This window comes from Rhodanobacter sp. G1 (genome assembly GCF_055397855.1).
On record NZ_AP039674.1, the window covers coordinates 3457894 to 3480845 of the forward strand.

Sequence of the window (22952 nt, forward strand, 5' to 3'; positions counted from 1 at the left end):
TGCTCGAGGTGCCCTTGTAATGGCAATGTTCCTCGCTCGGTTCGAGCATGTTTATGATCGGCATGGCCGCATGGGTGACATATCCGCAGCGGGTTATGGCCGGGTCAGCCCCCTTGCCCACGCAACGCGCTGATTGCAGCCCAGGCCACCCGGACCGATGACCGCAGGAACACGACCCAGAGCGCTGCAGCGATAAGGAGATCAGGCCAGCCCGAGTCAAACCAACCCACGCCCGCAGCAGCGACCAGAACCGCCACGCCCTCAATGACGTCGTTTCGCGAGCACTCCCACACCGAAGCCATGTTGATATCGCCACGGCGGAACGGTGTCAGGAGGTAGAGGCACAGGGCATTTGCGCCTAGGTTGGCGACGGCGGCCACGCTCATGGCATTCAGGATCGGCACGCTGGGATGCGTCAGATGCCAACCGATCTGGACCGCGACTACGACTGCCGCGGACAGGATCAGGAGCGCCTTCACCAACGATACCCACGCGTGGGCCTGCGCGCTACGCCCAATGACCGCCAAGCTGAGACCGTAGGCCAAGGCATCCCCCAGATTGTCCAAGCTACCTGACAGGAGCGAAGTCGACCCGGAGTAAAGCGATGCAGCCAGCATCATCATGAACGTCAGCGCATTGATCACCAGAACGATGATCAGCACCCGCCGTTGCTCGGCGTGCAGGGCTTGCACGTCACGGCCACAACCGCAGCAATCGCGCGCCATCCCGCCTGTCTCCTTCAAGCGCCCGACCCTGATGAATCAAGCACTTGTATGGTCATTGGCCTGAATCCTAGACTAGCGCTCGGCTGTTAGACAAACTTGCTATTGCCTTTGTGAACAGTCTCGCCCAAACCTTGCTGTTCTGCTTGCCTTGCCCGTGTAGTGGCAGGGCATGGCGCAGGATCGCCTCTCAGAGGTAGCCCAGGCTAACCGCTTCTCCCGGTAGCCCTGCGTGAATGCTTACTGCCAGCTATGCCACGTCACGGCAGCGGCGCGAGTCGCTGCAGAGGCTCCACCACTGCGACTGCACTGTCCACGAGCGCGCTCGGTGATCAGCCGTGTCTCGACTGATGCTCTGTCAAAACAATATATGGAAGCCCCACATCTAGGTCTCGATCAGGCTGCGCTCCCACTTGAGCTCAAGTACTGGCGCCTCAGCGCCTCTTACACCGACTCCTTCTTCGGAGGGACCACCGCCAGTTTCTCGCCCAACCATAGATGTCGCAGAGCGATGGGGCCAGGCAACTCTCCGTTCCGAAGCACAAAGTTACGCGCATGGGTGCTGATCGCTATTGTCAGCGGGGCAGATCCATCCTCCTGCACTTCAGCTAGAGGGACACAGGAGGCTGGCGACGTCGGATGCATCCACCGTTCGACCAAGGCGGATCTGGCATCCTGGTTACTGTCGGTTACCAGATAGCCGATCATGCCTGCATGTCGCATAGCCCATGCGTACTGACCTTTCTCGAAACGCGCAACGCCTTGGGCAATATAGTGATCTATCGTGCGCCCCCTTCCCAGGATCTTGCACTCGTAGAACATGGCGTTGTGATTCATCACCGGACGTGCCGAAAGACGTGAGATCGTCAAATCCGGTCGCTTCTCCAGCCGAACGCCCGAATAGTCCTCCATCTCTTGGCCCCGTATCGGTGGGCCGTATAGTGATGTCGAAAAGCCCGGCAAGGTACCGCTGTTGAGCAACGCGGTAAGGGCATCCTGGAGCATCGCCGTGATCTGGACTTCTGTGCCGCTGGCCAGCAACGCTCGTCCGAGCGGTAGTGCCATCGAGCGTCCCCAAGCGAGCGCAATTGCCCGGTCCAATACTTTTAGCTGCCTGACCGACCATGCCTCAAAGGGCGGTGGCGGGCCTTTGGGAGGAGAACCGAGGTGCAGGAACATGGGCGGCGCGGCCTCAGTACGAGGCCAAACCAGAGCACATGCCGCGCTGCAAAACGTCGAGCGCTAACAGATGCGCTTGGCTCTTGCTCCAATAGCGTGCATGCCTGAGACGTCCGATCAACCAATCGCCTTCCGCCAGTTGTAGGCGGATCTCCGAAGTCATCAAAGGATCGCCTACGCGCCTGAGTACGTCACGGATGCCCTCAGCATCGAATACCAATGACGCTCCAGACGTGACGCGCAAGAACTGCCACAGGCCATCATCCTTGGAAAGCGTAATGGGCATGACATCGACATCACCGCCCTCGGCTTCTGAAAGCAGCGCCCTCAAGGAAGATGCGAATGCGGGAATCCGTGGATCGTCCCGCGAAATTTCGGCGACGCTCAGCGACTGGCTCTTAGGAAACGGACTTTCATAACGCAGCGCGTCGGCGACTAAGGCTTGATCATGAACGGTCAAGCCATAGATCTTGGCCACTAATGCGTTGATGTCACACCAGGGAGATTTCCCGCCACGGATCGCCACTGCCAGCTCTGCCACGTTCCGCTTTATGGATGTCGAAAGCGATGTCCAAGGAACAACAGGGAAGTTGCCGTAGTCATCCTTGTTGAAGATGTCGCGCTCCACGCCGAATTTAGAGCTCGTCATGAGCACCCAATACATCAGCAAGTCTGCGTAGGACAGTACGTAGAGATAGTCACCGATGGCGGACCTGCCCTCAGGGATGTGCACGCCATAGAACGAGCGGCTAAAAGCCACGTCACCGTCCGTCCAAAGTGCACCACGGTGCGCGATGTCCTGTTTGGGCGCTTCGCGGAACAGGAGATGGGGCCCCTTGTAAATGCTAGGGTTGCGAGGCCACTGCAAGGCTAGTGCGGGATAACGGTGCTCGATACGGCTGAGAGCACGCGTCTTGACGGTGAACAGCGGTTTATCGGTACCTTCTAGCACCGGAAGGCCACGCAGCGATGTGGCATCTAGGGCGTTCTGCGTCCCAGCAATAAAGCCCTGAGCAATTTCCAGCCTTTCTTGCGAAAAGTACTGTCGCATCGAGATGCGCGGTTCTGCACCCAAGCGCGAGATCAATTCCAGATCCAGCGCCGAGCCTCGCGCTAGCGTCTTGAATACGTGCGGCACGCTTGCCGCCATGGCGACGGGGACCGGGATCGCCGACCGTGGGTCAAGACGAAACTCGCGCCGACGGGCCAGTGCCGGTTCGTGGCGCGGCACAAGGAAGTAAAACGAGTCCTCCGGCCCGGCAGGCTCGTTTATAGACACCAGCGCGCAAAATGGCTGTGTGTTGGACGGCCATATCCGGCGATCCTTTCGTAGGAACACGCCGTTGAGGATGCCCGTGACCCGAGTGCGCTCGAACCAATGGGTCCGGGCGGCGGCGGCCTCTTCGCTGAAGAGCAAGCGCGCATGCACTAACAGGCCAATCACCCCTGAGGGCTTGCACCATTGCTGAGCGCGCCAAAGAAAAGCCAGATCCGGCCACTGATTGGGAACCAGGCTCTTGGCGCGAACCGGTGAGGCGCCATCCGCATCCCAAGGAACTTGGTCCAGGAGCTTTTTGAAGCGTCCCGGGAGGCGTGTCCATGGCGGGTTGGCCAGCACGATGTCGAAGGGCCCTAACTTACGCAATGACGAGCTCAGACTTCCGAGTGCCGCGTCCTCGCTTGTTCCCAAATGAGCCTGATCGACACAACGCAGCGTTCCATCGAACAACCGCTCAAAGCGCAGATCGCTGAGCGGCTGCGGCTGTGGATCGAGCTCCAGTGCCGCTAGATACAAGCTCAGGGCGGCCATTTTTATCGATGTTGGATTGATGTCCAGGCCGCACAGCTGCTGCGTGAGAATGCGCCGCAACGCCAACCGACGTGGGCGCTTGCCATGATGCAGCCAGTATTCGGCCGCCAGCCGGCGATAGGCTAAAACCAGGAAAACCCCGGCCCCTACGGCTGGATCAAGCACCCGTGCACAGTGACGCTGTTCCGCCGGCACGGCGCCAAAGGCACCGTCGACGAGCAATTCGGCGATGTTTCGGGGAGTGAAATGGATGCTGGTCTGGCGCGCCGTCTCGGGCATGAAACGGTGCGCAAAGTGCTCGTAGACCTGGCTCAGTACATCCACCGGGATGTGTTGAAAGCGCAACCCATTCCAGTCCAACGACAGTTGGCCACCCGGCGCTCGCGACATGACGTTGGACAACACAGTGCACAGCAGGTCCACTGAGGAACCAAGTCGCGCCATGAAGTCGACATAGTCTTTAGTTCCCAGCTCGAGCAGATCGCCATTGAAGGTGAGATCCAACCATTGGAACGTCGCTATCAGCGCAGCCGGAGTGGCAAACAGTTCCTCGGGCCGCTCGATACCCGGGAAGAGGGCCGTGATGTCGTCTCCCGCCACGATGTTTCGGTCCACCAAAAACCGGGTGAAGAGCGCCCGACCGATCAGCGAGACCACATCGCCGTCAGAGAGCAGCTCCGACGGAAACGCCGCTCGCAATCCGTCGGCGGCATCCGTCAAGAGCTTGAACAGCAGATCGTCTAGCCAAAGTTGATCGGCACGCTTCTGCGTGGATCCTTCCGTATTCCCATTAAGCAGAGTGCGAAGCCCGACAGCGTTGTCGGAAAGAATCTCCCTGTCGATGGCGGGAAGTTCATCGGCCCGGTAGAACCCGATCGGATAGATGCTCGTCGACGCCGGGCTAGACACTGCCAGATAGGCCGCATCAGCGCGGCATGCCAGCGTGCGTATCAGCTGGATCAACTGCTCCTTAGGCGGAGAGCCTGCAATTGCCGGTGCCTGGAGCACATAAAGGGCGGCCTTGCCCGCCACCTGGATCACACCATCGGGCAGTTCCTGCGTGTCCGCGCCAGGCCGACGCGCGGGGGCCATCAAGTCCATGTAGCGCAAATGGCGCGCGGTCGGAGTTCCGCGCAGGTCGACGTAGGCATCACGCGGCACGCCAAGCCGGTCAGCGATCTCAGCGGGCTTGGCGACCACGACGGTCCTCCTGATGTGAAGGCCCCGACAGGGATACCAAGCCAAGCGCGAGTTCACGCTGAGCCGGCATGGCCACACCAACGAACGCATAGACAGCGAGCCAGATCGGCTCCAGGTCCAGTGCTACCGACAGGGCTCCCTGCGCCTCGCTGCCAACGGCCCACGCACCATCGCCAACTTGGTTGATGTACAGGCGGACGGTGCCGCCGGTCAGCGCAGCCCGCATGTCGAGGCGAGCGCGGAGTGGCGCGGAGAATGCGGCAATCGAATGCAGGGACAGGCCCAAGCGCTGATGCAGTTCCGCAACGGCACGAAAGAAGGCCAGATCGGCGATCGTGAACTGGCGCGCGGTCCGGGGTTTGGCTTTGACTTGATTAAATGGAGGTAGGGCAGACAGCCACCGTTGCAGATCGGTGCGACTGAGCCCGAGCAGCTCACGCACATGCACTGCGGTGTAGTGAATTCCGGCCATCGTGGAACCAAGTATGGCAGATCTGCTTCAAATTTGAAGCAGATCTGGGCTGAGGTCGAGACGTAGTCTAAAAACCACAACGTCCCTCCAATGGCACTCTTCAGCGGCTTGCTCTTAGCCGCACTTGCCGGTGCACGCACGAAGGGTGTTCCGCCCTAGTCTCATGCGCTTGGACGCACCCATGGCGATAGTTCGGAGCCAGCAACAGAGCGCACCGCCCAGGACACGGGTCAGGCTGAGCATCAAGCCACGCGCTCGATAAGTTTGCTTCCGTCCGTCGACTAGCGGCCCAGGACACTCCGCCTCTCTAACCGGGCCGGCGTGCCCGCGTGGTAACGCCGGTACTCTTACCCTTGTTACGCATCGGGTCTTCTAGGAAATCGGCCCAATCCTGCATCATGGACCTCCGCTCTTCCATGTACTCGGCGTGGTTGTAGCTGGCGCGGACCTTGTTACGTTCGGAGTGTGCCAACTGACGCTCAATCACATCCGATCGATAGCCCATCTCATTGAGGAGAGTGGAGGCCGTCGCGCGAAATCCGTGCGCCGAGAAGCCGATACTGCCCTTTCCGTTGAATCCCATACGCTCAAGCGCACGGTTCAAAGTGGTCGCGGTCATGCACTCCTTTGGGTTTCTGTAGTTCGGAAATAGAAGCCCACGGCCGCCCGTATAGGTTTGCAGCTCTCGCAGTAACACCACGGCCTGCTCGGATAGCGGCACTATGTGCGGCTCTCGCATCTTCATACGCTCTGCCGGTATCCGCCATTCAGCGTCCTGCAGGTTGAATTCGGACCATTCGCCCTTTCGAAGCTCGACAGTGCGAACGAACGTCAGCAGCATCAACCGCAGTGCGATTACTGTCGTGCGATAGCCGCCGTACTTGTCCACTGCTTCCAGGAAGGTGACGATCTCGGAGCGAGAAAGCGGCTTGTGGTGCTCGACCTTGGGGCGATGAATAGCTCCCTTCAACGCAGCAGCAGGATCGCCGTCAGCGCGCAGCGTTGCGACCGCATATCTAAAGATGGCCGAAGACCATTGGCGAACCAACAAGGCGACCGTCTCGGCTCCGCGTCCCTCGATGCGGCGAACTATTTCCAGCAAATGTGCGGATGTCACGCTACGGATCGGTAGCTTCCCGACGTAAGGAAACACGTCGGACTGCATGAACCGCGTCACTTGTCGCGAGTAGTACGCGGTCCACCTCGGAGACTTTTTCGAGATCCACTCCTTCGCGACAGCCTCGAAGGTGTTCGCACTTGCCGCCTGATTCGAAAGGCGTTCGGCCTGCCGATTGTGAGAAGGATGGACTCCCTGTTTCACCAACGCCCGCGCCTTGCCGTGCTCAGCACGCGCTTCTGCGAGGGCGATGCTGGGGTACTCACCAATGGCGAACAGGTTCTCCTTGCCCGCGATGCGATAGCGGTAGCGCCACAGCTTCGCCCCCGTAGGACGCACTTCAAGATAGAGACCGCCGCCATCAGCCAGCTTCGCCGGTTTCGGGCCGGGCTTGGTGTTGCGGATCTTCGCGTCTGTGAGTGGCATGGTGCGGGTATCGGGTCTTCGGTACCCGCAAAGGTACCCGCACTTTCTCTGGCTTACAACGGACTCCCGTGGACACCAAGAGACTTCAAACCTAGTCCTGTAGCCACATTGGAAGCAAACCGTAGACTGCCATGGATCCCCATGGACGCCGATGCCAGTTGTCGATCATCAGGAGCATGGGGCGCCGCACGACTTTGATGGGGACACGCATGATAGCCGCTCGGCTGCGACCTTGTACGCTTACCGTATGGACGGCTAAATGCCTGCCTCCGGAACCGTTACAAGCCCTGCGCCACCACGCGGAGCAGGGCGCGACCCTTGTTCATGGCCACCTCCCACCCGGCGGCGGGAAGCTGACGTCTACCGGGCTTTTATATGGAACCGCCGGGTCGCGTCCTTCACAACTTTCTCCTCAACGGCATCGCATGACGTGGAGTTATCGACCGCGCCCGTGGAGTATCGTCGTCCGTCGTAGTGAAGCTTGACTCGACAGTGACCGCCGGGCTCCTCATCGTTGATCCAGAATACCTTGGTGACCCACAGATCGTGCCAGCCATGCGCGAGTGTCTCGGCGACGCCGATGGTAATGGACGAATGCTCGACGACATCCGGTAAATCAGGCCGATCCTGGTGACAACGATCAGGACTTCCCTGCTGCATCACCCAGTCATGCGTCAGCGTGAGATTCCGCAATACCGGACGTATGCGCGAGCCCTCGCGCACATACAGGCTGCGGCTTGGGCCGATAATTCCATCCCCGCAATTCGGGCTGTAGCCGTCGCTCGCATCCACTCCGAAGGCGCGCACACCATGCGCCAGGTCGTAACGTGCCGTATCAAGACGCACGCTCGAGTCATCGATTTCGGGGTTGGGGCTCATGCTCTCGATGTGCGAATCACCGCTTGCGACCACCGTGCCGCGTCGGCGATCCACGATGGCCAGCTCGACGGGAGTCGGGTCGCCGCCAACGTCCACGTCGTAGTCGTTATCGACTGCGGCGCCGTACCTGCCTTCGGCAATCCGGTCGGTGTATACCACGGCAATAATGACCTGCCGGGAGTTCACCGGGTCAGGCTTGCACACTGCATTGAGCACATCCTTGGCCGTCGGCGCATAGCCCGTGTGATTGCGAAGCGGGGGAACCGAAGCTTGCAGATGGCGCAATACGGCCCGAATCGTGGCGACCCGGCATGGCTGTGTACCCTCGCCCCCGTATCCGTTCTGCATGAACGGGAACTCGACAGCGGCATTTGCCTGGTCTGCCGCTACAACGCGTCCCGACATGGCAGCGCAAACAACCACCAGTCCAGCGACAAAGCACAGCTTGCCGATCATCCTGCCCCCAATGCTCCGAACTTTGCGACAGTATCATCCCTGCGAACGCCAGGATCCGGCGGCTTCAGGCCCGAAAAGCGCTAGACACTGGATTCCAGCATTCGTGCGACGGGCTTCCATTTGGACGGCCAATCGTCGCCAAGCCGGTATTCTGGCACGTATCCCGCTGTTGCCGGTCGAACGCGCTGCGGACAACCGCCGCATCTTGCTTGCACGGATTTCCACAAATGAGATAAATTCTCATTTGTGCCGCAGCCACGCCTGCGATGATTCGTTGCACATCCCCTCTCCCCGGCCGCCAGCACCGGGCGCATCGTCCGCGCCGCCTTTGCCAGCCACGCCGCGTGTATTCACGCATCGGCAAAGGAACACAACCATGTTGCGCTTCACCCCACTGGCCGCCCTGATCGGCGTGGCCCTGTCGTTTTCCGCGCAGGCCGCCGACAGTGCGCCGACCGCGGCGTCCGCGTCGGACGCCACCCAGCTCCCGCGCATCCAGGTCACGGCGTCGGCGCCGTCCATCCAGTTGAACGTGCCGGGCACCATCTCGCTGATCGGGCGCCAGCAGATGGATCGCCATCTGGTGACCAACATCCGCGAGCTGGTGCAGTTCGAGCCGGGCGTGTCGGCGATCGGCACGGCCGGGCGCTTCGGGCTGGACAGCTTCAACATCCGCGGCCTTTCCGGCAACCGCACCCGCATCGAGATCGACGGCGTGTCGCTGCCGAGCTCGTTCGGCGCGGACGTGGCGGGCGGCAGTTTCCGCGCGGGACGCAACTTCGTCGACCTGGACGAGATCAAGCAGGTGGAGATCGTGCGCGGGCCGTCGTCGGCGCTGTATCCCTCGGACGCGCTGGGCGGCGTGGTGAGCCTGACCACCAAGGATCCGGCCGACTACCTGCGCCCCGGCAAGGACGTCCACGCCTCGTTCAAGGAGCAGTACGACGGCACCGACCGCAGCCTCTCCAGCACCGCGACGCTGGCCGGCGGCGACCGGCGCAACGGCGTGCTGTTCGTGATGAACCACCGCGCCGGGCACGAGACCGGCGACATGGGCGACGTGGGCGGCGTGGGCAACACGCGCACGCGCCCCGATCCGCAGACCTACAACCTGGACAGTTTCCTCGGCAAGTACGTGCACACCGCCGACAGCGGGCGCACGGATCGCGTGGTCGTCGACGGATCGCAGCTGCGTACGCGCACCGATGGCCTGTCCGAGCTGGTGCCCGACGCGCACACCGGCGCGCTGCCGGCGTACTACGACTCGCAGGACGAGAACATGCGCGTGCGCCTCGGCGTCGGCCAATGGTTCCCGCAGTTGAACGGCGCGCTGGCCGACACGCTGGACTGGAACGTCTACGCGCAGAAGAGCGTGACCCGCACGCGCACCCAGACCACCGCCGGCGCGATCGACCGCTACTTCGACAACCTGCCCCTGCAGGAACTGACGGCGGGCGGCAAGCTGCTGGCAGTCAAGCACCTCGGCGACGCGGGCAAGGCCGCCCAGACGATCAGCTACGGCATGGAGCTTTCGCGCAGCCGCGACCGTTCCTACGTGGACGGCTACGGCGTCGACACCGCGACGGGCGCGAGCGGCAGCAGCAGCGCCTTCCTGCCGGCCGACTACCCGCTGCACCTGATCCCCGACAGCACCACGCGGCGCTACGCCGTGTTCGCCCAGGACGAGATCGCCCTGCTGGACGAGCGCCTGACCATCACGCCGGGCCTGCGCGCGGATCGCTACGAGTACCGGCCCGGCAACGACCCGCTGTACCTGAAGTACAACAACGGCTACGTGCAGGGCGACTACGACAAGAACCACGTCTCGCCCAAGCTCGGCGTGATCTGGCGCCTCACCGACGCGCTCGGCGCCTACGCCAACCTCGATTACGGCTACCGGCCGCCGCTCTACAGCGAGATCGCCGGCTCGTGGAACGAGCAGCCGATACCGGGCATCAACATCGCCTTCCTGCCCAACCCGAACCTGAAGGCCGAAACCAGCCGCGGCGCGGAATTCGGCCTGCGCGGCCGCGGCGACGCCGGCTGGTTCAACGTGGACGGCTACTACAACCGCTACCGCAACTTCATCTGGTCGGGCTACGCGCTGTCGCCGGACGCGGTGCCGGCCTGGGCGTACCGGATCTCGCAGGGCGCGTTCTACAACGCGTTCTTCCAGTCGGTGAACGCGCGCAAGGCCTACATCAAAGGCGCGGAAGCCATGGGCACGCTGCGGCTCGGCTACCTCAGCGACGCGCTGCAAGGCTGGTCGCTGAAGGGCAGCGCGGCGATCGCCACCGGCCGGCTGATCCAGCCGGGCGACAGCGGCTACTCGCCGCTCAACACCGTCGATCCGGCCAAGCTGGTGGCCGGGATCAGCTACGACGCCGAGCACTGGGGCGCCGAGCTGGTGGGCACCGCGGTGCACCGCCACACGCGGCTGAGCGATCCCGCCGCCTTCCGCCCGGCGGGCTACGGCATGCTGGCCTTCTTCGCGCACTACACACCCAGCGACTGGCTGGAACTGTATGCCGGCGTGAACAACCTCGCCGACCGCAAGTACTGGGACTGGGGCAACCTCAACGGCGGCGCGCTCGGCAACCTGGTCAGCGGCAACGGCCTCAACGACACCGGCACCGGCGGCCTGCCCGCGGATCGCCTCACCATGCCGGGCCGCACCTTCAGCGTCTCCGCGCGCATCACCTACTGAGGACGGAGGAGAACGCCATGCTGGACGAAGCAACCCTGCCATCGCGGAAACCGCCGACGCACCGGCTCCTGCGGCTGCTCGCCGCGCTCGCCCTGTTCTGCCTCGCCGGCGCGGCGGCAGCGGTCGCGCCCGCCGCGCGCGACGACGGCAAGACCGGCGTGCTGCTGGTCACCCCCGACCGCGGCTTCCTCGGCAACGAGGAAGTGCGCGACGCTTTCGACGCCTACGCCAAGGGCCGCAACGCCGAAGTGCTATTCCTCACCGACGCGCGCAGCGAAGCGGTGCTGGACGAGGCGCTGGCCGCGCTGGCCAGGCGCGGCGCGCGGCACGTCGACGTGCTGCCGCTGGTGATCTCCGCCGCCGACCCGCGCTGGCGGCAGGCCGAAGGCTGGCTCAAGGCACGCAAGGCGCGCGGCACGCAGCTCGCCATCGCGCCGGTCTACGGCGAGTCCTATCTAGCGGTGGAGGATCTGGCCCAGCGCCTGCGCGAGGCGCACACCGACAAGCGGCGCCTGCTGCTGGTGGGCTACGGCGCCCGCAACGCCGACGAAAGCCGCGCCATGCGCGCCGATCTGGCGCGCATGGCCAGCTTCGCCAGCACACTGGATGCCGACGCCATCGGCACCGTGGTCTATCCCGCCGGCCGCGACGCCCAGGCCAAGTCCCTGCGCGAGGAGGCGGTGAAGGCCCTGCACGCGGCGCACGGCGCGCTGGTGCTGCCGGTGGCCTTCGCGCCGCGCGACGACAGCATGATGGACTTCGCCAACTGGTATGCCGACGACCTGCCCGACGATGCCCTGGCCGCAAGCTCGCCCATCGCCAGCACCGACGCGCTCAGCCAGTGGATGGCCCGCGCCACCACCCAGCTCGACCTCGCCCGGCAGCCGGCCGGGATCGATGACGTGGGCGTGATCGTGCTGGCGCACGGCGCCGACTGGTTCTGGAACCGCGACCTCATGCAGGCGCTGGCGCCGGTCGTCGCCAGGCACAAGGTGGCCTGGGCCTTCTCGATGGCCGACCCCGTGGTGGTGGAACGCGCGGTGCGCCAGCTCGAGGCGCAGGGGGTGCGCGCCATCGTGGTAGTCCGCGTGTTCGGTATGGCCAGTTCCTTCCGCGGCAGCGTGGAGCGCATGATCGGCGCCGACGTGGCAGGTGGCGGGCAGGCTCCGCATGCCATGCATGCCCACGGCATGGAGATGGCGATGGGCCACATGGACATGGGCGCATCGAGCCTCGCCGCCGCACCGCGCATCCGCAGCGCCGTGCCCATGGTGACCGTCGGCGGCGTGGACGACGACCCGCTGTTCGCCCGCGCCCTGCTGGAACAGGCGCGCAAGCTGTCGAAGGCTCCGTCGCGCGAGACCGTGATCCTGGTGGCGCACGGCGAGGGCGATGATGCCGCCAACCAGCGCTGGCTCGACCTGCTGGGCAGCCTGGCCAAGCAGATGCGCGCCGACGGCGGCAGCGATTTCCGCGCGATCCGCGTCGCCACTTGGCGCGAGGACTGGCCTGCCAAGAGCAAGCCCGCCATCGCCCAGGTACGCGACATGGTGAAGGCGGCGCAACGCGACGGCGGTCGCGCGCTGGTGATCCCCGCGCGCGTCAACGGCCGCGGCGCCGCCGACCGCTACCTGGCCGGGCTGGACTTCGGCTGGGGCGAGGGCTTCGCGCAAAGCCCGCTGTTCGCCGATTGGGTGGAGCAGCAAGTACAGGCGGGCATCGCCGAGCTGGATCACGCGCCGCATCAAGCACACTGAAACCGGCAGGACGGCCAGGCCACCACCGGGCCGTCCCGCTTTGCGCCGGCAAACTCCCGCCACGCATGTGCCGGCAGGCGCCGCAGTCGCGAGGCACGCCGGCGCAGGGCGACGCGGAGCGTTGACTGTCAAATGAGAATAATTATCATGTCAGATACTCGGTGCCACGCGGCGACACGCCACGGCACTCTCCACAAGGTTGCAGGCATGCCCACCCTCCTCTCCGGAAACGCGCTTCCGGCCAAGGCTTCGCTCGCCGTTCCCGCTTTCGCCGACGACGCGCATCGCGACATCCGGGATGGGCGCTTCCAGGGCACGGCGGCCAGCCGGTTTCATCGCAGCCATCCGCTCGCCATGGCGGAAGACCGGCCGTGATGGATCTCTGCGCACTGCTGCTCAGCATCGCCGGCGCCGTGCTGGCCTATCTGGCCAGCGCCCGGCAAAGCCTGCTCGTGCGGCCGCTGCCCGCCGCGATGCGCGGCGTGGCCGCGGTACTGCTCGTGCTTGGCGCGGCGGCGTGGATCAAGGCCGCCGGCACGGGCGCCGGCATCAGCGCGGCGCTCACGTGCTGGATGCTGGGCTGGGTGCTGCTGCCCTATCTCGCATGGTGGCGCAGCGCGAAGGCGCGCCCGCGATGATCGCGCGCTGCCTTGCCGGCACCCTGCTCGGCTTCACGCTCGCGGCGGCGCTGCCCGCCCTGCTGTTGCGCATCCTGCCCCACGGCGAAGCGTGGCTGATCCCGCTGCTGATCCTGTTCTTCCCGCTGTGGATCGCCTTCATGGCCGGCGCGTATGCCGCACGCAGCGGCACGCGCGCATGGCTGTCGCTGGGCGGCGCGAACGCGCTCGCCTTTCTCGCGTTGTGGCTGCTGCCGCATGCCGGCGCCTGAGGGAGCGGCACGATGAAAGCCGCCACCATCCGCCGCTTCCAGACCGTGCACACCTGGACCGGCCTGCTCGCCGGCTTCGCGCTGTTCGTGGCGTTCTACGCCGGCGCGCTGACCGTGTTCCACGACGAGATCGTCGCGTGGCAGAACCCGCCGTGGCGCGCCGCACCGGATGCCCGCGTGTCGACGGACGCGCTGATCGAAAGCCTGCTCGCGCACCATCCGGAAACCCGCGGCGATTTCGGCATCGTGCTGCCCGACGGCGGCGGCTCCGCTTACGCCTATTGGCTGGACAAGGGCGCTGCGCGCTTCGCCACCGCGAGCCAGATGGACGCGCCCGCCGCCGAGGCGGGCGACGGCAATCTCGCCGATTTCGTGTACGCGCTGCACGATTCGCTGGGCCTGCCGGTGGTCGGCCTGTACCTGATGGGCCTCGTCAGCGTGCTGTACGGCCTGGCGCTGGTGTCGGGCTTCCTGATCCACCTGCCGCAACTGCTGGGCGACCTGTTCGCGCTGCGCGCCGGGCGCAACCTCAAGCGGCTGTGGCAGGACGCGCACAACGCCATCGGCGTGCTCAGCCTGCCGTTCCACGTGATCTTCGCGCTGACCGGCGCGATCTTCTGCCTGTCAGCCATCACCCTCTTCGCGCTAAATACGATCTCGTTCGACGGCAAGCTGTTCGGCCTGTTCGCGCAGGCCACCGCCACCGCACCGGCGACACACGCCAGCGGCGTCGCCAGCGCGATGCTGCCGCCGGAACAGTTGCGCGCCCGCGCGCGCATCGCCGCGCTGGCCGAAGGCGTCACCCGCTTCGACCCCAGCTACCTGCACTACACGCACTACGGAGACCGCAACGCGGTGGTCGAGGTGCTCGGGCTGTCGCAGCACACGCTGGGCACCTACGGCACGGTGGCGTTGTCGGCGCGCGACGGCAGCGTGCTCGCCATGCACGTCGGCGACGCGCAGGACGCCAACCAGCTCAGCTGGTCCGCGCTGTATGCGCTGCATTTCGGCAACTTCGGCGGCGACACCGTGCGCTGGCTGTATTTCGTGCTGGGCCTGGCCGGCGCGTTCCTGTTCTATTCCGGCAACCTGCTGTGGGTCGAGTCGCGGCGCAAGCGGCGCCACGCCGACCAGCCGCTGCGCACGCGGGTGATGGCGCGCGCCACGGTGGGCGTGTGCATCGGCAGCTGCCTCGGCATCTCCGGCGCGTTCGGCGCGGCGCTGGCCTGCTCGCAGCTCGGCATCGACGCGGCGGTGCCGCAGCGGGTGGCCTGCTACGGCCTGTTCCTCGCCGCCTGCGCCTGGGCCTGCGCGCGACCGGTGGCGCGTGCCGCCGCCGAGCTGCTGGGCGCCACCGCCGTGCTGACCGCCGCCGTCGCCATCGCCGACCTGGTCGGCAACGCCGGCCACTGGATGCAGCCGTGGACGCCGGCGACGCGTGCCGTGCTGGGCGTCGATCTCACCGGCATCGTGCTGGCCATCGCCTTCGCCGGACTCGCGCGCGCAGCGCTGCGGCGCGGCCGCGACGGCGATCCGCACAGCGTGTGGGCGCTGCCCGCGCCGGACACGATCTGATTCGCGGCAGGGGAAGGGATCAGGGCCGGGCCAGCACGGCGGCGGTGTAGCTCTCCACCACCAGGCTGAAAGGCTGGTTGCCCTGCGTATACAGCACGGCGCGGTGTTGCAGCACGTGGGGCGGGATCGCCAATGGCCGGTTGCCTGCCGGCGGCAGCGCGGCACCGTTGTCCCAGCCTTGCGGCAAGGAGAGCCACAGCAGCTCGGCGGAAAGCGTCTGGCGCCGGAAATGCAGCGGCTGCACCACCTTGCCGAACGGCACGTCGGTGGTGTCGAGCTGCCGGTTCATCGCCGCCGTCAGCCGCGACGGCACATACCAGTTGTCGGCGTCGGAAAGCACCGTGCTACCGCAGGCCAGCTGCACACGGCGGTAGCGCACCGCTTCATCCGAGCCGATGCCGAGCAGGGCGCGGCCGTCCGGCGGCAGCGGCTTGTCCGCACCCTGCACGCGATGCGCCACGATTTTCGCCTGTGCAGCCAGGTGATGCTCGCCACACCAGCGCTCCAGCGTCAGCGTGGCGCTGGGATGGCTCAGCAGTTCGGCGTTGAGCGTCTGCAATTCGGCCAGCGCCTGCGTGCGGGCGAGCGGCGTGTCCGGCCAGCCGTCGCGCGCGGAAACGGCCTGCGCAGCCGCCAGCGCCACCACGACACACGCCGCAAGATTCCGCAGGCGCATGTGCTTACAGCCCCTGCGCCGCCTGTGCCACCGCGCGGAACAGCGCGCGACCCTTGTTCATCGTCTCCTCCCACTCGGCGGCGGGGTCGGAGTCGTAGACGATGCCGGCGCCGGCCTGCACGTGCAGGCGGCCGTCCTGGATCACCGCGGTGCGGATCGCGATGGCGGTGTCGGCGTCGCCCCACCAGCCGATCCAGCCGATCGCGCCGGCGTAGATGTTGCGCTTGTACGGCTCCAGCTCCTGGATGATCTCCAGCGCGCGGATCTTCGGCGCGCCGCTGAGCGTGCCGGCGGGGAAGGTGGCCTTGAGCACGTCCATGTAGCTCGCTTCCGGCCGCACCTTGCCCTCGACCTGCGAGACGATGTGCATCACGTGCGAGTAGCGCTCGATGGCGAACGAATCGCTGACCTCCACGCTGCCCGTCTCGCTGATGCGGCCGATGTCGTTGCGGCCCAGGTCGATCAGCATCACGTGCTCGGCGCGCTCCTTGGGATCGGCCAGCAGCTCGGCCTCCAGCGCCTTGTCTTCTTCTTCGGTGGCACCGCGCTTGCGCGTGCCGGCGAGCGGGCGCACCACCACCTTGCCGTCCTTCAGGCGCGCCAGGATCTCCGGCGAGGAGCCGACGATCTGCGTGCGGCCCAGGTCGACGAAGTACATGTACGGCGAGGGATTCAGCGCGCGCAGCGCGCGGTACACGTCCACCGGCCGCGCATTGAAGCCCACGCTGAGCCGCTGCGAGGGCACCACCTGGAAGATGTCGCCGGCGCGGATGTATTCCTTGGCCTTTTCCACCATCGCCTCGAACTCGGCCTTGGTGAACGAGGACTTGAAGTCGCCCTCGTCCAGCGCGACCGACTGGGTGAGCTGCGGATACGCCGCGCCGCCCTGGCGCAGGCGGTGCACCAGCGCGTCGAGCCGGCGTTGCGCGGCGGCGTAGGCCTGCGGCTGCGACGGGTCGGCATGTACGATCAGGTACAGCCGGCCCTTGAGGTTGTCAAACACCGCGACTTCCTCGGCCAGCATCAGCAGCACGTCGGCCGTGCCCAGCTCATCGGCGCGATCCCACTGCGCGAGGCGCGGCTCGATGTAGCCGATGGTCTCGAAACCGAAGTAGCCGACCAAGCCGCCGCTGAACGCCGGCAGCTGCGGCAGGCGCGGCACGTCGTACTGCGCGCGCAGCTTCTCGATCTCGCCCAGCGGATCGTCGAGATGGCGGCGCTCGGTGATTTCGCCTGAATCCTCGACCTCGAGTTCATGCCCGCGCAGGCGGTACACGCGCTTCGCCGGCAGACCGATGATGGAGTAGCGACCCCACGTGGCGCCGCCCTCGACCGACTCGAACAGGAAGGTGTACGGGCCATCGGCCAGCTTCAGGTACACCGACAGCGGCGTGTCGAGGTCGGAGAACACCTCGCGCACCAGCGGGATGCGGGTGTGGCCCTGCGCAGCCAGCGCGTCGAAGTCGCTACGGGAGATCACGGATTGACCATTTCACAGGGGATGGGCCGCACACGATAGCAGGGCGGCGCTTGTTTCCGTATGGACGTCCAAAACCTCGACACGCGCCGCATGCGCGCTTTGGGGAAGTTTCGACCAGCGTCCGGCTTTCGGCCGGCGACAAGGGCTTCACCTTTCCCTCGGAGGGGAGCCGCCGACGGAAATGGCATGCCTCGCATGACGGCCCCACTCGCATCCGCAAGTCTCAAACAACGCGCTGCAGCATGCGCCAGCCCTCTTGCTCGACGCAAATTTCTGCTAATTTCGCAAATTATTGCAATCGACCCGGCAAACCCGCACAAAGCGCAAACAAGCCGGGCCATGGACTCAAGGGGAGGTAACGGACACATGCGCAACACATTCTATCGGTCTCTTTTGGCGGCCATGCTGATGGCCGGCTTGGCGCCAGGCTTGACCCTGGCGGCCCAGCCGACGGCCATCCAACCCATTCCCATCGAGGCGCTGGCGCACTTGCCGGCCTTGCAGTCGGTTTCCATGAGTCCGGACGGCAAGCACCTCGTGGCCCTCATCCCTTCGCCCAAGAATCCGGACGAAACCGCGCTGGCGACCTGGGACACCAGTGCGCTGGCCAAGGGGCCAACGGTGGTCACGCCGTCCGGCGAGCACATGAAGTTCATCGCCGCCTCGGCGCTCAAAGCGGGCAAGATCCTCGCCATTGCGCGACAGGAGTGGACCGGCCAGCTCGGCGGCTGCGGCGAAGGCAAAGTCACCGGCGCCACCAGAACCTTCATCACCAAGGCCTACATGACCGGTGACGACCAGAAAGGCTTCGAGGAAGCCTTCGCGAAGGACACCCACGCGACAGGCATCAGCAAGCAGACCCAGGAATGCCTGGAGCTCGCCGGCACCGCATCCCTCGTCGACATGCTGCCGCTGGATCCGGACAAGGTCATCATCAGGCAGCTCAGCGGCGTCAGCCTCACGTCGAACTATTACCTCTACAGCCTGAAGACCGGCGAATCCGAGCTGCTGTTCCGCGACAACATGCGCGCCTCGCCGTCGCTGTTCGATTCGCGCACCGGCAAGGTGCTGGCCCGGGCCGAGATCGAGCCCAAGGACGGCGACTACGAGCGCAGGATCCTGTTCCTCGATCCCAAATCCGGCCAGTTTCAGCCGCAACCGGCGCTGACCACCAAGCTGTCCGACCGCTACACCGTGGATCCGGTCGGCATCGACGACGCCACCGGCAAGTACTACGTGCTCACCGACCAGTTCTCCGACATGGTGCAGGTACGTCTGTACGACGCGGTCAAGCACCAATACGACCCCGAGCCCGTGGTCGCAGACGCCAACTATTCCATTGCCCGCCTGCTGTTCAGTGCGCGCCCGGCGAACTTCAACCAGGTAACGGGTTTCGTCATCGACGGCCCGCAGCGTGAAACGGTCTACGTCGATCCTGCGCTGAAGTCTATCCAAGCCAGCATCAAGCAAGCCTTCCCAGGCCAGCAGGTGAGCCTGGTCGACTATACCGACGATTTCTCCAGGGTGCTGTTCGTTACCGAGAGCGCCAACGTGCCGCCGGCCTACCATCTGCTGCTGGACAAAAAGCAAGTGGTGAACCTGGGCAGCACGCGCAGCGGCATCGCGGCCGATCAGACCGGCGCCGAGAGCTGGGTGAACTACAAGGCACGCGATGGCCGTGAAATCCCCGCCATTCTCGACCTGCCCGCCGGATGGAAACAAGGCGATGCCGCCACCCGCGCCATCGTGCTGCCGCATGGCGGCCCCTGGGCGCGCGACTACATTGGCTGGGATGTCTCGGGCTGGGTACCGCTGCTCACTTCGCGCGGCTATGCCGTGCTGCGTCCGCAGTACCGCGGCTCCGAGGGCTTGGGCCGCGGCCTGTGGCTGGCTGGCGATGCCCAGTGGGGCCTGAAGATGTCCGACGACCTCGACGACGGCGCCGCCTGGCTGGTGTCGCAAGGCATCGCCGCCAAGAACCGCATCGCGATCTTCGGCTACTCCTACGGCGGGTTCGCGGCCATCGCCGCCGACGTGCGCTCGCCATCGCCCTTCCAGTGCGCCATCGCCGGCGCCCCGGTAGCCAACCTCGGGCGCCTTGGCACCTCGTGGAGCGACAACCGCCTGCAGCGCATCATGCAGGGACGCACGGTGAAAGGCATGGATCCCATGCAGAACACGGACAAGGCGCACCTGCCGATCATGCTGTTCGGCGGCGACCGCGACGTGCGCGTTCCGCCCTTTCATCCACATGACTACTACGAAGCAGTCAAAGGCAAGGTACCCGCGCAGTACCACGTGATCCCGGACATGCCGCACAGCATGCCCTGGTACCCGCGCCAGCAACGCGAAACCCTCAACCTGATCGTGAACTATCTCGACAAGGATTGCGGTTCGCTCAATTCCTGAGAGGGATTCCGGAACCACCTGCGTGGCAATTGAAGGTAAGCGAACCCGGCACATCGCCGGGTTCGCTTTTTGTGTTGCCGGAACCGGCGAGGCGTCTGCTGTGACGTTCCGTCCGCGGCCGTATGGCGGCGAGCGGCACCGCAATGATCCGCATCTTTTCACGGCGGGTTGCGCAAGCTATTGCGCGCAGCTACATTCACTTAACCGCAACATAATGCGGTTGCAACATTTTGCACTCATAGGGGAGTGAATCCAGCATGTCCAAGCTTGTCCACAAGGGAATCCAGCGTCTGCCGCTCGCCATCGCAGTCATCGCCGCGCTGCAGGTCGCACCAGCCTTCGCACAAGATCAATCGTCCACCGCCACGCCCGCGAGCCAGGCCGCCAGCACCACCGACGCCGCCAAACCGGCCGACAAGAACACCGACAAGGCCAAGCAGCTCGAAGCGGTCACAGTGACTGGCTCCCTGCTGAAACGCCCGGAATACGAAACGACCTCGCCGGTGCAGGTGATCGACATCAAGACCAGTGTTGCCGCCGGCCTAATCGACACTGCCAGCATTCTGCAAACCACATCCGCCGCAGCTGGCTCCACGCAGATCAACGGCCAGTTCGGCGGCTACGTTGTGGAGGGCGGAACCGGCGTGCAAACGGTTAACTTGCGCGGCCTGGGTGCCAACCGCACCTTGGTACTTCTCGACGGCCAGCGTCCCGGTCCGGCAGGCACACGTGGCCAGGTGGGCGCATTCGATCTCAATGTGATTCCTCAGGTCGTACTCTCGCGCATCGAGATCGTCAAGGACGGCTCCTCCTCAATCTACGGCTCAGATGCGCTCTCTGGTGTGGTCAACCTGATCACCAAGAAGAGCATGGATCGCCCGGAGATCAACTTCGCCACCAGCCAGACCCAGCACGGTGGAGGCAATCAGTACAGTGTTTCCTTTGGTGATGGTTGGAATTTCAGCAAGGGCAGCGCCATCGTTGCTGCCCAAGTCGACAAGTTGGATCCTCTCAAGGTGGGTGATCGTAGCTATCTTGACTGCAAGCGGGATCGTGTATGGGGCAAAGACGGCAAGTTCATCGACTCGGAAGACCGTTCAGTCCTACAGGGTACGTCGTTGGCTGGCTGCAACAACCTGTACGCCAATACCATCATGTCGTATGCGAATCCGAATATTCGCTACGTGCCTTCGAAGGATGGCAGCACCATCGGGCCGTTTCCCGGTTACCACCCACAACCATACAATCCGACGCCGGGACGCTATAGCTCCTCCCCTAACTACCATGATGACGGTGAGGCGTACTACGAATCGGTAAACAACTTCCCGTTTTACGGCAGCAGCTACGCCATCAACAAGCGCCAGCGCGAGAGCCTATACGCCGCAACTGATTTCAGTTTTGGCAGCGTGAACTGGAAGACCCAGTTCCTGTACAACCGTCGCGAAACCAATGTGCACGGCTACCGCCAATTCTTCCCTTACGTTTTCGGGGACGATGGCAAAATCTATCGCCCTGTCATGCCATATCTTAGCGACAGCAAGCAAACGGTGAACTATCTCTACGGCACCACCAAGCTGGAAGGCCTCTTCACTTCCACCGATAGCTGGGCATGGGAAGTCAACGCAGGCTACAGCCGCTCCAGCGGTGACTACCGTAGCAACGTGATCGTTGCCGACAAAACCGGGGACTTGGCTTACGTCGACACTCCGCCGCCATCCAGCGTTGACTATTTCGATCCGGGGGTGTTGAGCGGCGCCAAGATGAGCCAGTTGATAGACGCAGTGGGCGCCTGGACCAAGGGCAACACTGTGTACACCCAAGGCACGATCAATGCGGTGTTAACCGGCAATCTGTTCACTCTTCCGGCGGGCGACGTCGCTTCGGCGTTCGGCATGGAATATCGCCACTACTCCATCAACGATCAACCTGATGAACTCTCCAAGTCGGGTGGTCTGTGGGGCCAGAGCTCAGCCAACACCACCAAAGGCACTGACAACGTCAAGGAAATCTTCGGCGAGATCGACATCCCGCTGCTGAAGGGTATCCCTGTCATCGAGTCGTTGTCGGCCAACGTTTCGGGCCGGATGTTCAAGTACGGCAGTGTGGAACGCCGCGACAGCGTGTGGAAAGCAGGCCTGAACTGGCAAATTACACCCACCTTCCGCGTACGTAGCACCATGGGTACGTCCTACCGCGCACCAGGTCTGTACGAGCTGTATCTGGGCGACCAGACTGGTTTCCAAGATCAAGCCTCTATCGACCCCTGCTACCAATGGGGCGAGAGCACCAACGACCGTATTCGCGCCAACTGCGCGGCAGCCGGCATCCCACAAAACTACAACGCGCAAGGCTCAGCATCCGCCACAATCCATTCTGGTGGCGGCAAGGGTTATCTGAAACCGGAAACTTCCCGCGCCAAGACCTTGGGCTTCGTTTGGACGCCTTCGTTCGCCAACATCAACATCGCCGTGGACTATTTCGACTACGACGTGCGCGGTGAAATCACCGATCTCGATGCGAGCGACATCCTAGACGGTTGCTACGCGTCAGCAGTGTACCCGAACCAGTTCTGTTCCATGTTTACCCGCAACCCAGGCAACGCCCCGGCAAATGCCTACAACATCACCAATGTCTACAGCGTCTACACCAACATCAATCAGGAACGCACCCGCGGCTACGACTTGCAGGTGAATTACGACCAAGATACGTCATTTGGCAAACTGAGCGCCGATGCGCAGGTAACCTACACCATCGAAGATACCTACAAGCTGTTCGATACCTCCGAAGCCAGTGGCTTCAGCAAGTCGGATCAGGTCGGCTTCATTGGTCGACCAAAAACCGTGGGGATCGCCGACCTCAGCCTGAAGCGTGGCGACTGGATCTACAGCTGGCAGGGTGAGTACGTCAGCAGCACGCAAAACGACTACGCCAGAGTCTACACATACGCCGGCTACACCGGTGCCGTGCGAGACATCAAGGCTGGCTGGCAACTCCGCCATAACGTCTCGGTAGGCTGGGAGCATGGCAATTGGAGTGCGTTGTTCGGCATCCGCAACCTGTTCGACAAGCAGCCGGATCTCATCTCGCCCAGCGCAGGCACCACCGTCGGCAACACGCCGCTGTATGCCTCGCAGTACGACTGGTATGGCCGCACGTTCTTTGCCCGCCTGAACTACAAGTTCTGACGGCAAACGAACA

At 64.2% G+C, this 22952-nt stretch carries 16 protein-coding genes; 8 read left to right on the plus strand and 8 right to left on the minus strand.

Annotated elements, in window-relative coordinates; translation table 11 throughout:
- Positions 1-104 precede the first annotated feature (104 nt).
- The 6 genes from ACZ5Z2_RS15355 to ACZ5Z2_RS15380 all read right to left on the minus strand — a co-directional run bounded on the left by ACZ5Z2_RS15355 (position 105) and on the right by ACZ5Z2_RS15380 (position 8261).
- Positions 105-725: a cation efflux transmembrane domain-containing protein gene (locus ACZ5Z2_RS15355; RefSeq protein WP_336806212.1), complete on the minus strand. Its 621-nt coding sequence runs from the start codon at positions 723-725 to the stop codon at positions 105-107.
- Positions 726-1166: 441 nt separating this feature from the next.
- Positions 1167-1901: a hypothetical protein gene (locus ACZ5Z2_RS15360; protein ID WP_336806211.1), complete on the minus strand. Its 735-nt coding sequence runs from the start codon at positions 1899-1901 to the stop codon at positions 1167-1169.
- A 13-nt stretch (positions 1902-1914) separates the two neighbouring features.
- Positions 1915-4911: an HsdM family class I SAM-dependent methyltransferase gene (locus ACZ5Z2_RS15365; protein ID WP_336806210.1), complete on the minus strand. Its 2997-nt coding sequence runs from the start codon at positions 4909-4911 to the stop codon at positions 1915-1917.
- A complete protein-coding gene (locus ACZ5Z2_RS15370; RefSeq protein WP_336806209.1) occupies positions 4892-5383 on the minus strand; it encodes a hypothetical protein in 492 nt (163 codons plus the stop codon). The genes ACZ5Z2_RS15365 and ACZ5Z2_RS15370 overlap by 20 nt, the downstream gene beginning before the upstream one ends.
- Before the next feature lie 307 nt (positions 5384-5690).
- Positions 5691-6926: a tyrosine-type recombinase/integrase gene (locus ACZ5Z2_RS15375; RefSeq protein WP_336806208.1), complete on the minus strand. Its 1236-nt coding sequence runs from the start codon at positions 6924-6926 to the stop codon at positions 5691-5693.
- A 360-nt stretch (positions 6927-7286) separates the two neighbouring features.
- Positions 7287-8261: a PA3715 family protein gene (locus ACZ5Z2_RS15380; protein ID WP_464759435.1), complete on the minus strand. Its 975-nt coding sequence runs from the start codon at positions 8259-8261 to the stop codon at positions 7287-7289.
- A gap of 376 nt (positions 8262-8637) precedes the next feature.
- Here ACZ5Z2_RS15380 and ACZ5Z2_RS15385 point away from each other — a divergent pair, with 376 nt between their 5' ends.
- The 6 genes from ACZ5Z2_RS15385 (at position 8638) to ACZ5Z2_RS15410 (ending at position 15189) form a co-directional block, all read left to right on the plus strand.
- Entirely contained in the window at positions 8638-10968 is a 2331-nt protein-coding gene (locus ACZ5Z2_RS15385; protein WP_464759436.1) for a TonB-dependent hemoglobin/transferrin/lactoferrin family receptor, read from the plus strand.
- A gap of 17 nt (positions 10969-10985) precedes the next feature.
- Positions 10986-12725 carry a hypothetical protein gene (locus ACZ5Z2_RS15390; RefSeq protein ID WP_464759437.1) on the plus strand — a complete coding sequence of 580 codons (1740 nt, stop codon included), beginning with the start codon at positions 10986-10988 and terminating at the stop codon, positions 12723-12725.
- Positions 12726-12932: 207 nt separating this feature from the next.
- Positions 12933-13100, plus strand: a complete 168-nt coding sequence (locus tag ACZ5Z2_RS15395; protein WP_464759438.1) for a hypothetical protein — start codon at positions 12933-12935, stop codon at positions 13098-13100.
- Positions 13097-13363 (plus strand): hypothetical protein, encoded by a 267-nt coding sequence (locus ACZ5Z2_RS15400; RefSeq protein WP_464759439.1) that lies wholly within the window; start codon positions 13097-13099, stop codon positions 13361-13363. The genes ACZ5Z2_RS15395 and ACZ5Z2_RS15400 overlap by 4 nt, the downstream gene beginning before the upstream one ends.
- Positions 13360-13614 (plus strand): hypothetical protein, encoded by a 255-nt coding sequence (locus ACZ5Z2_RS15405; protein WP_464759440.1) that lies wholly within the window; start codon positions 13360-13362, stop codon positions 13612-13614. The genes ACZ5Z2_RS15400 and ACZ5Z2_RS15405 overlap by 4 nt, the downstream gene beginning before the upstream one ends.
- A gap of 12 nt (positions 13615-13626) precedes the next feature.
- Positions 13627-15189 carry a PepSY-associated TM helix domain-containing protein gene (locus tag ACZ5Z2_RS15410; RefSeq protein ID WP_464759441.1) on the plus strand — a complete coding sequence of 521 codons (1563 nt, stop codon included), beginning with the start codon at positions 13627-13629 and terminating at the stop codon, positions 15187-15189.
- A 19-nt stretch (positions 15190-15208) separates the two neighbouring features.
- Here the strand turns inward: ACZ5Z2_RS15410 and ACZ5Z2_RS15415 are convergent, their stop codons facing one another.
- On the minus strand, positions 15209-15865 hold the full coding sequence (locus ACZ5Z2_RS15415) for a hypothetical protein (protein WP_464759442.1): 657 nt from the start codon (positions 15863-15865) through the stop codon (positions 15209-15211).
- Positions 15866-15869: 4 nt separating this feature from the next.
- Positions 15870-17345 carry an anthranilate synthase component I gene (trpE, locus tag ACZ5Z2_RS15420; protein ID WP_464759443.1) on the minus strand — a complete coding sequence of 492 codons (1476 nt, stop codon included), beginning with the start codon at positions 17343-17345 and terminating at the stop codon, positions 15870-15872.
- 366 nt (positions 17346-17711) lie between these two features.
- Here trpE and ACZ5Z2_RS15425 point away from each other — a divergent pair, with 366 nt between their 5' ends.
- Entirely contained in the window at positions 17712-19754 is a 2043-nt protein-coding gene (locus ACZ5Z2_RS15425) for an alpha/beta hydrolase family protein (protein ID WP_464759444.1), read from the plus strand.
- Positions 19755-20011: 257 nt separating this feature from the next.
- Complete coding sequence (locus ACZ5Z2_RS15430) at positions 20012-22939, plus strand: TonB-dependent receptor domain-containing protein (RefSeq protein WP_464759445.1); 2928 nt, start codon at positions 20012-20014, stop codon at positions 22937-22939.
- Positions 22940-22952 lie beyond the last annotated feature (13 nt).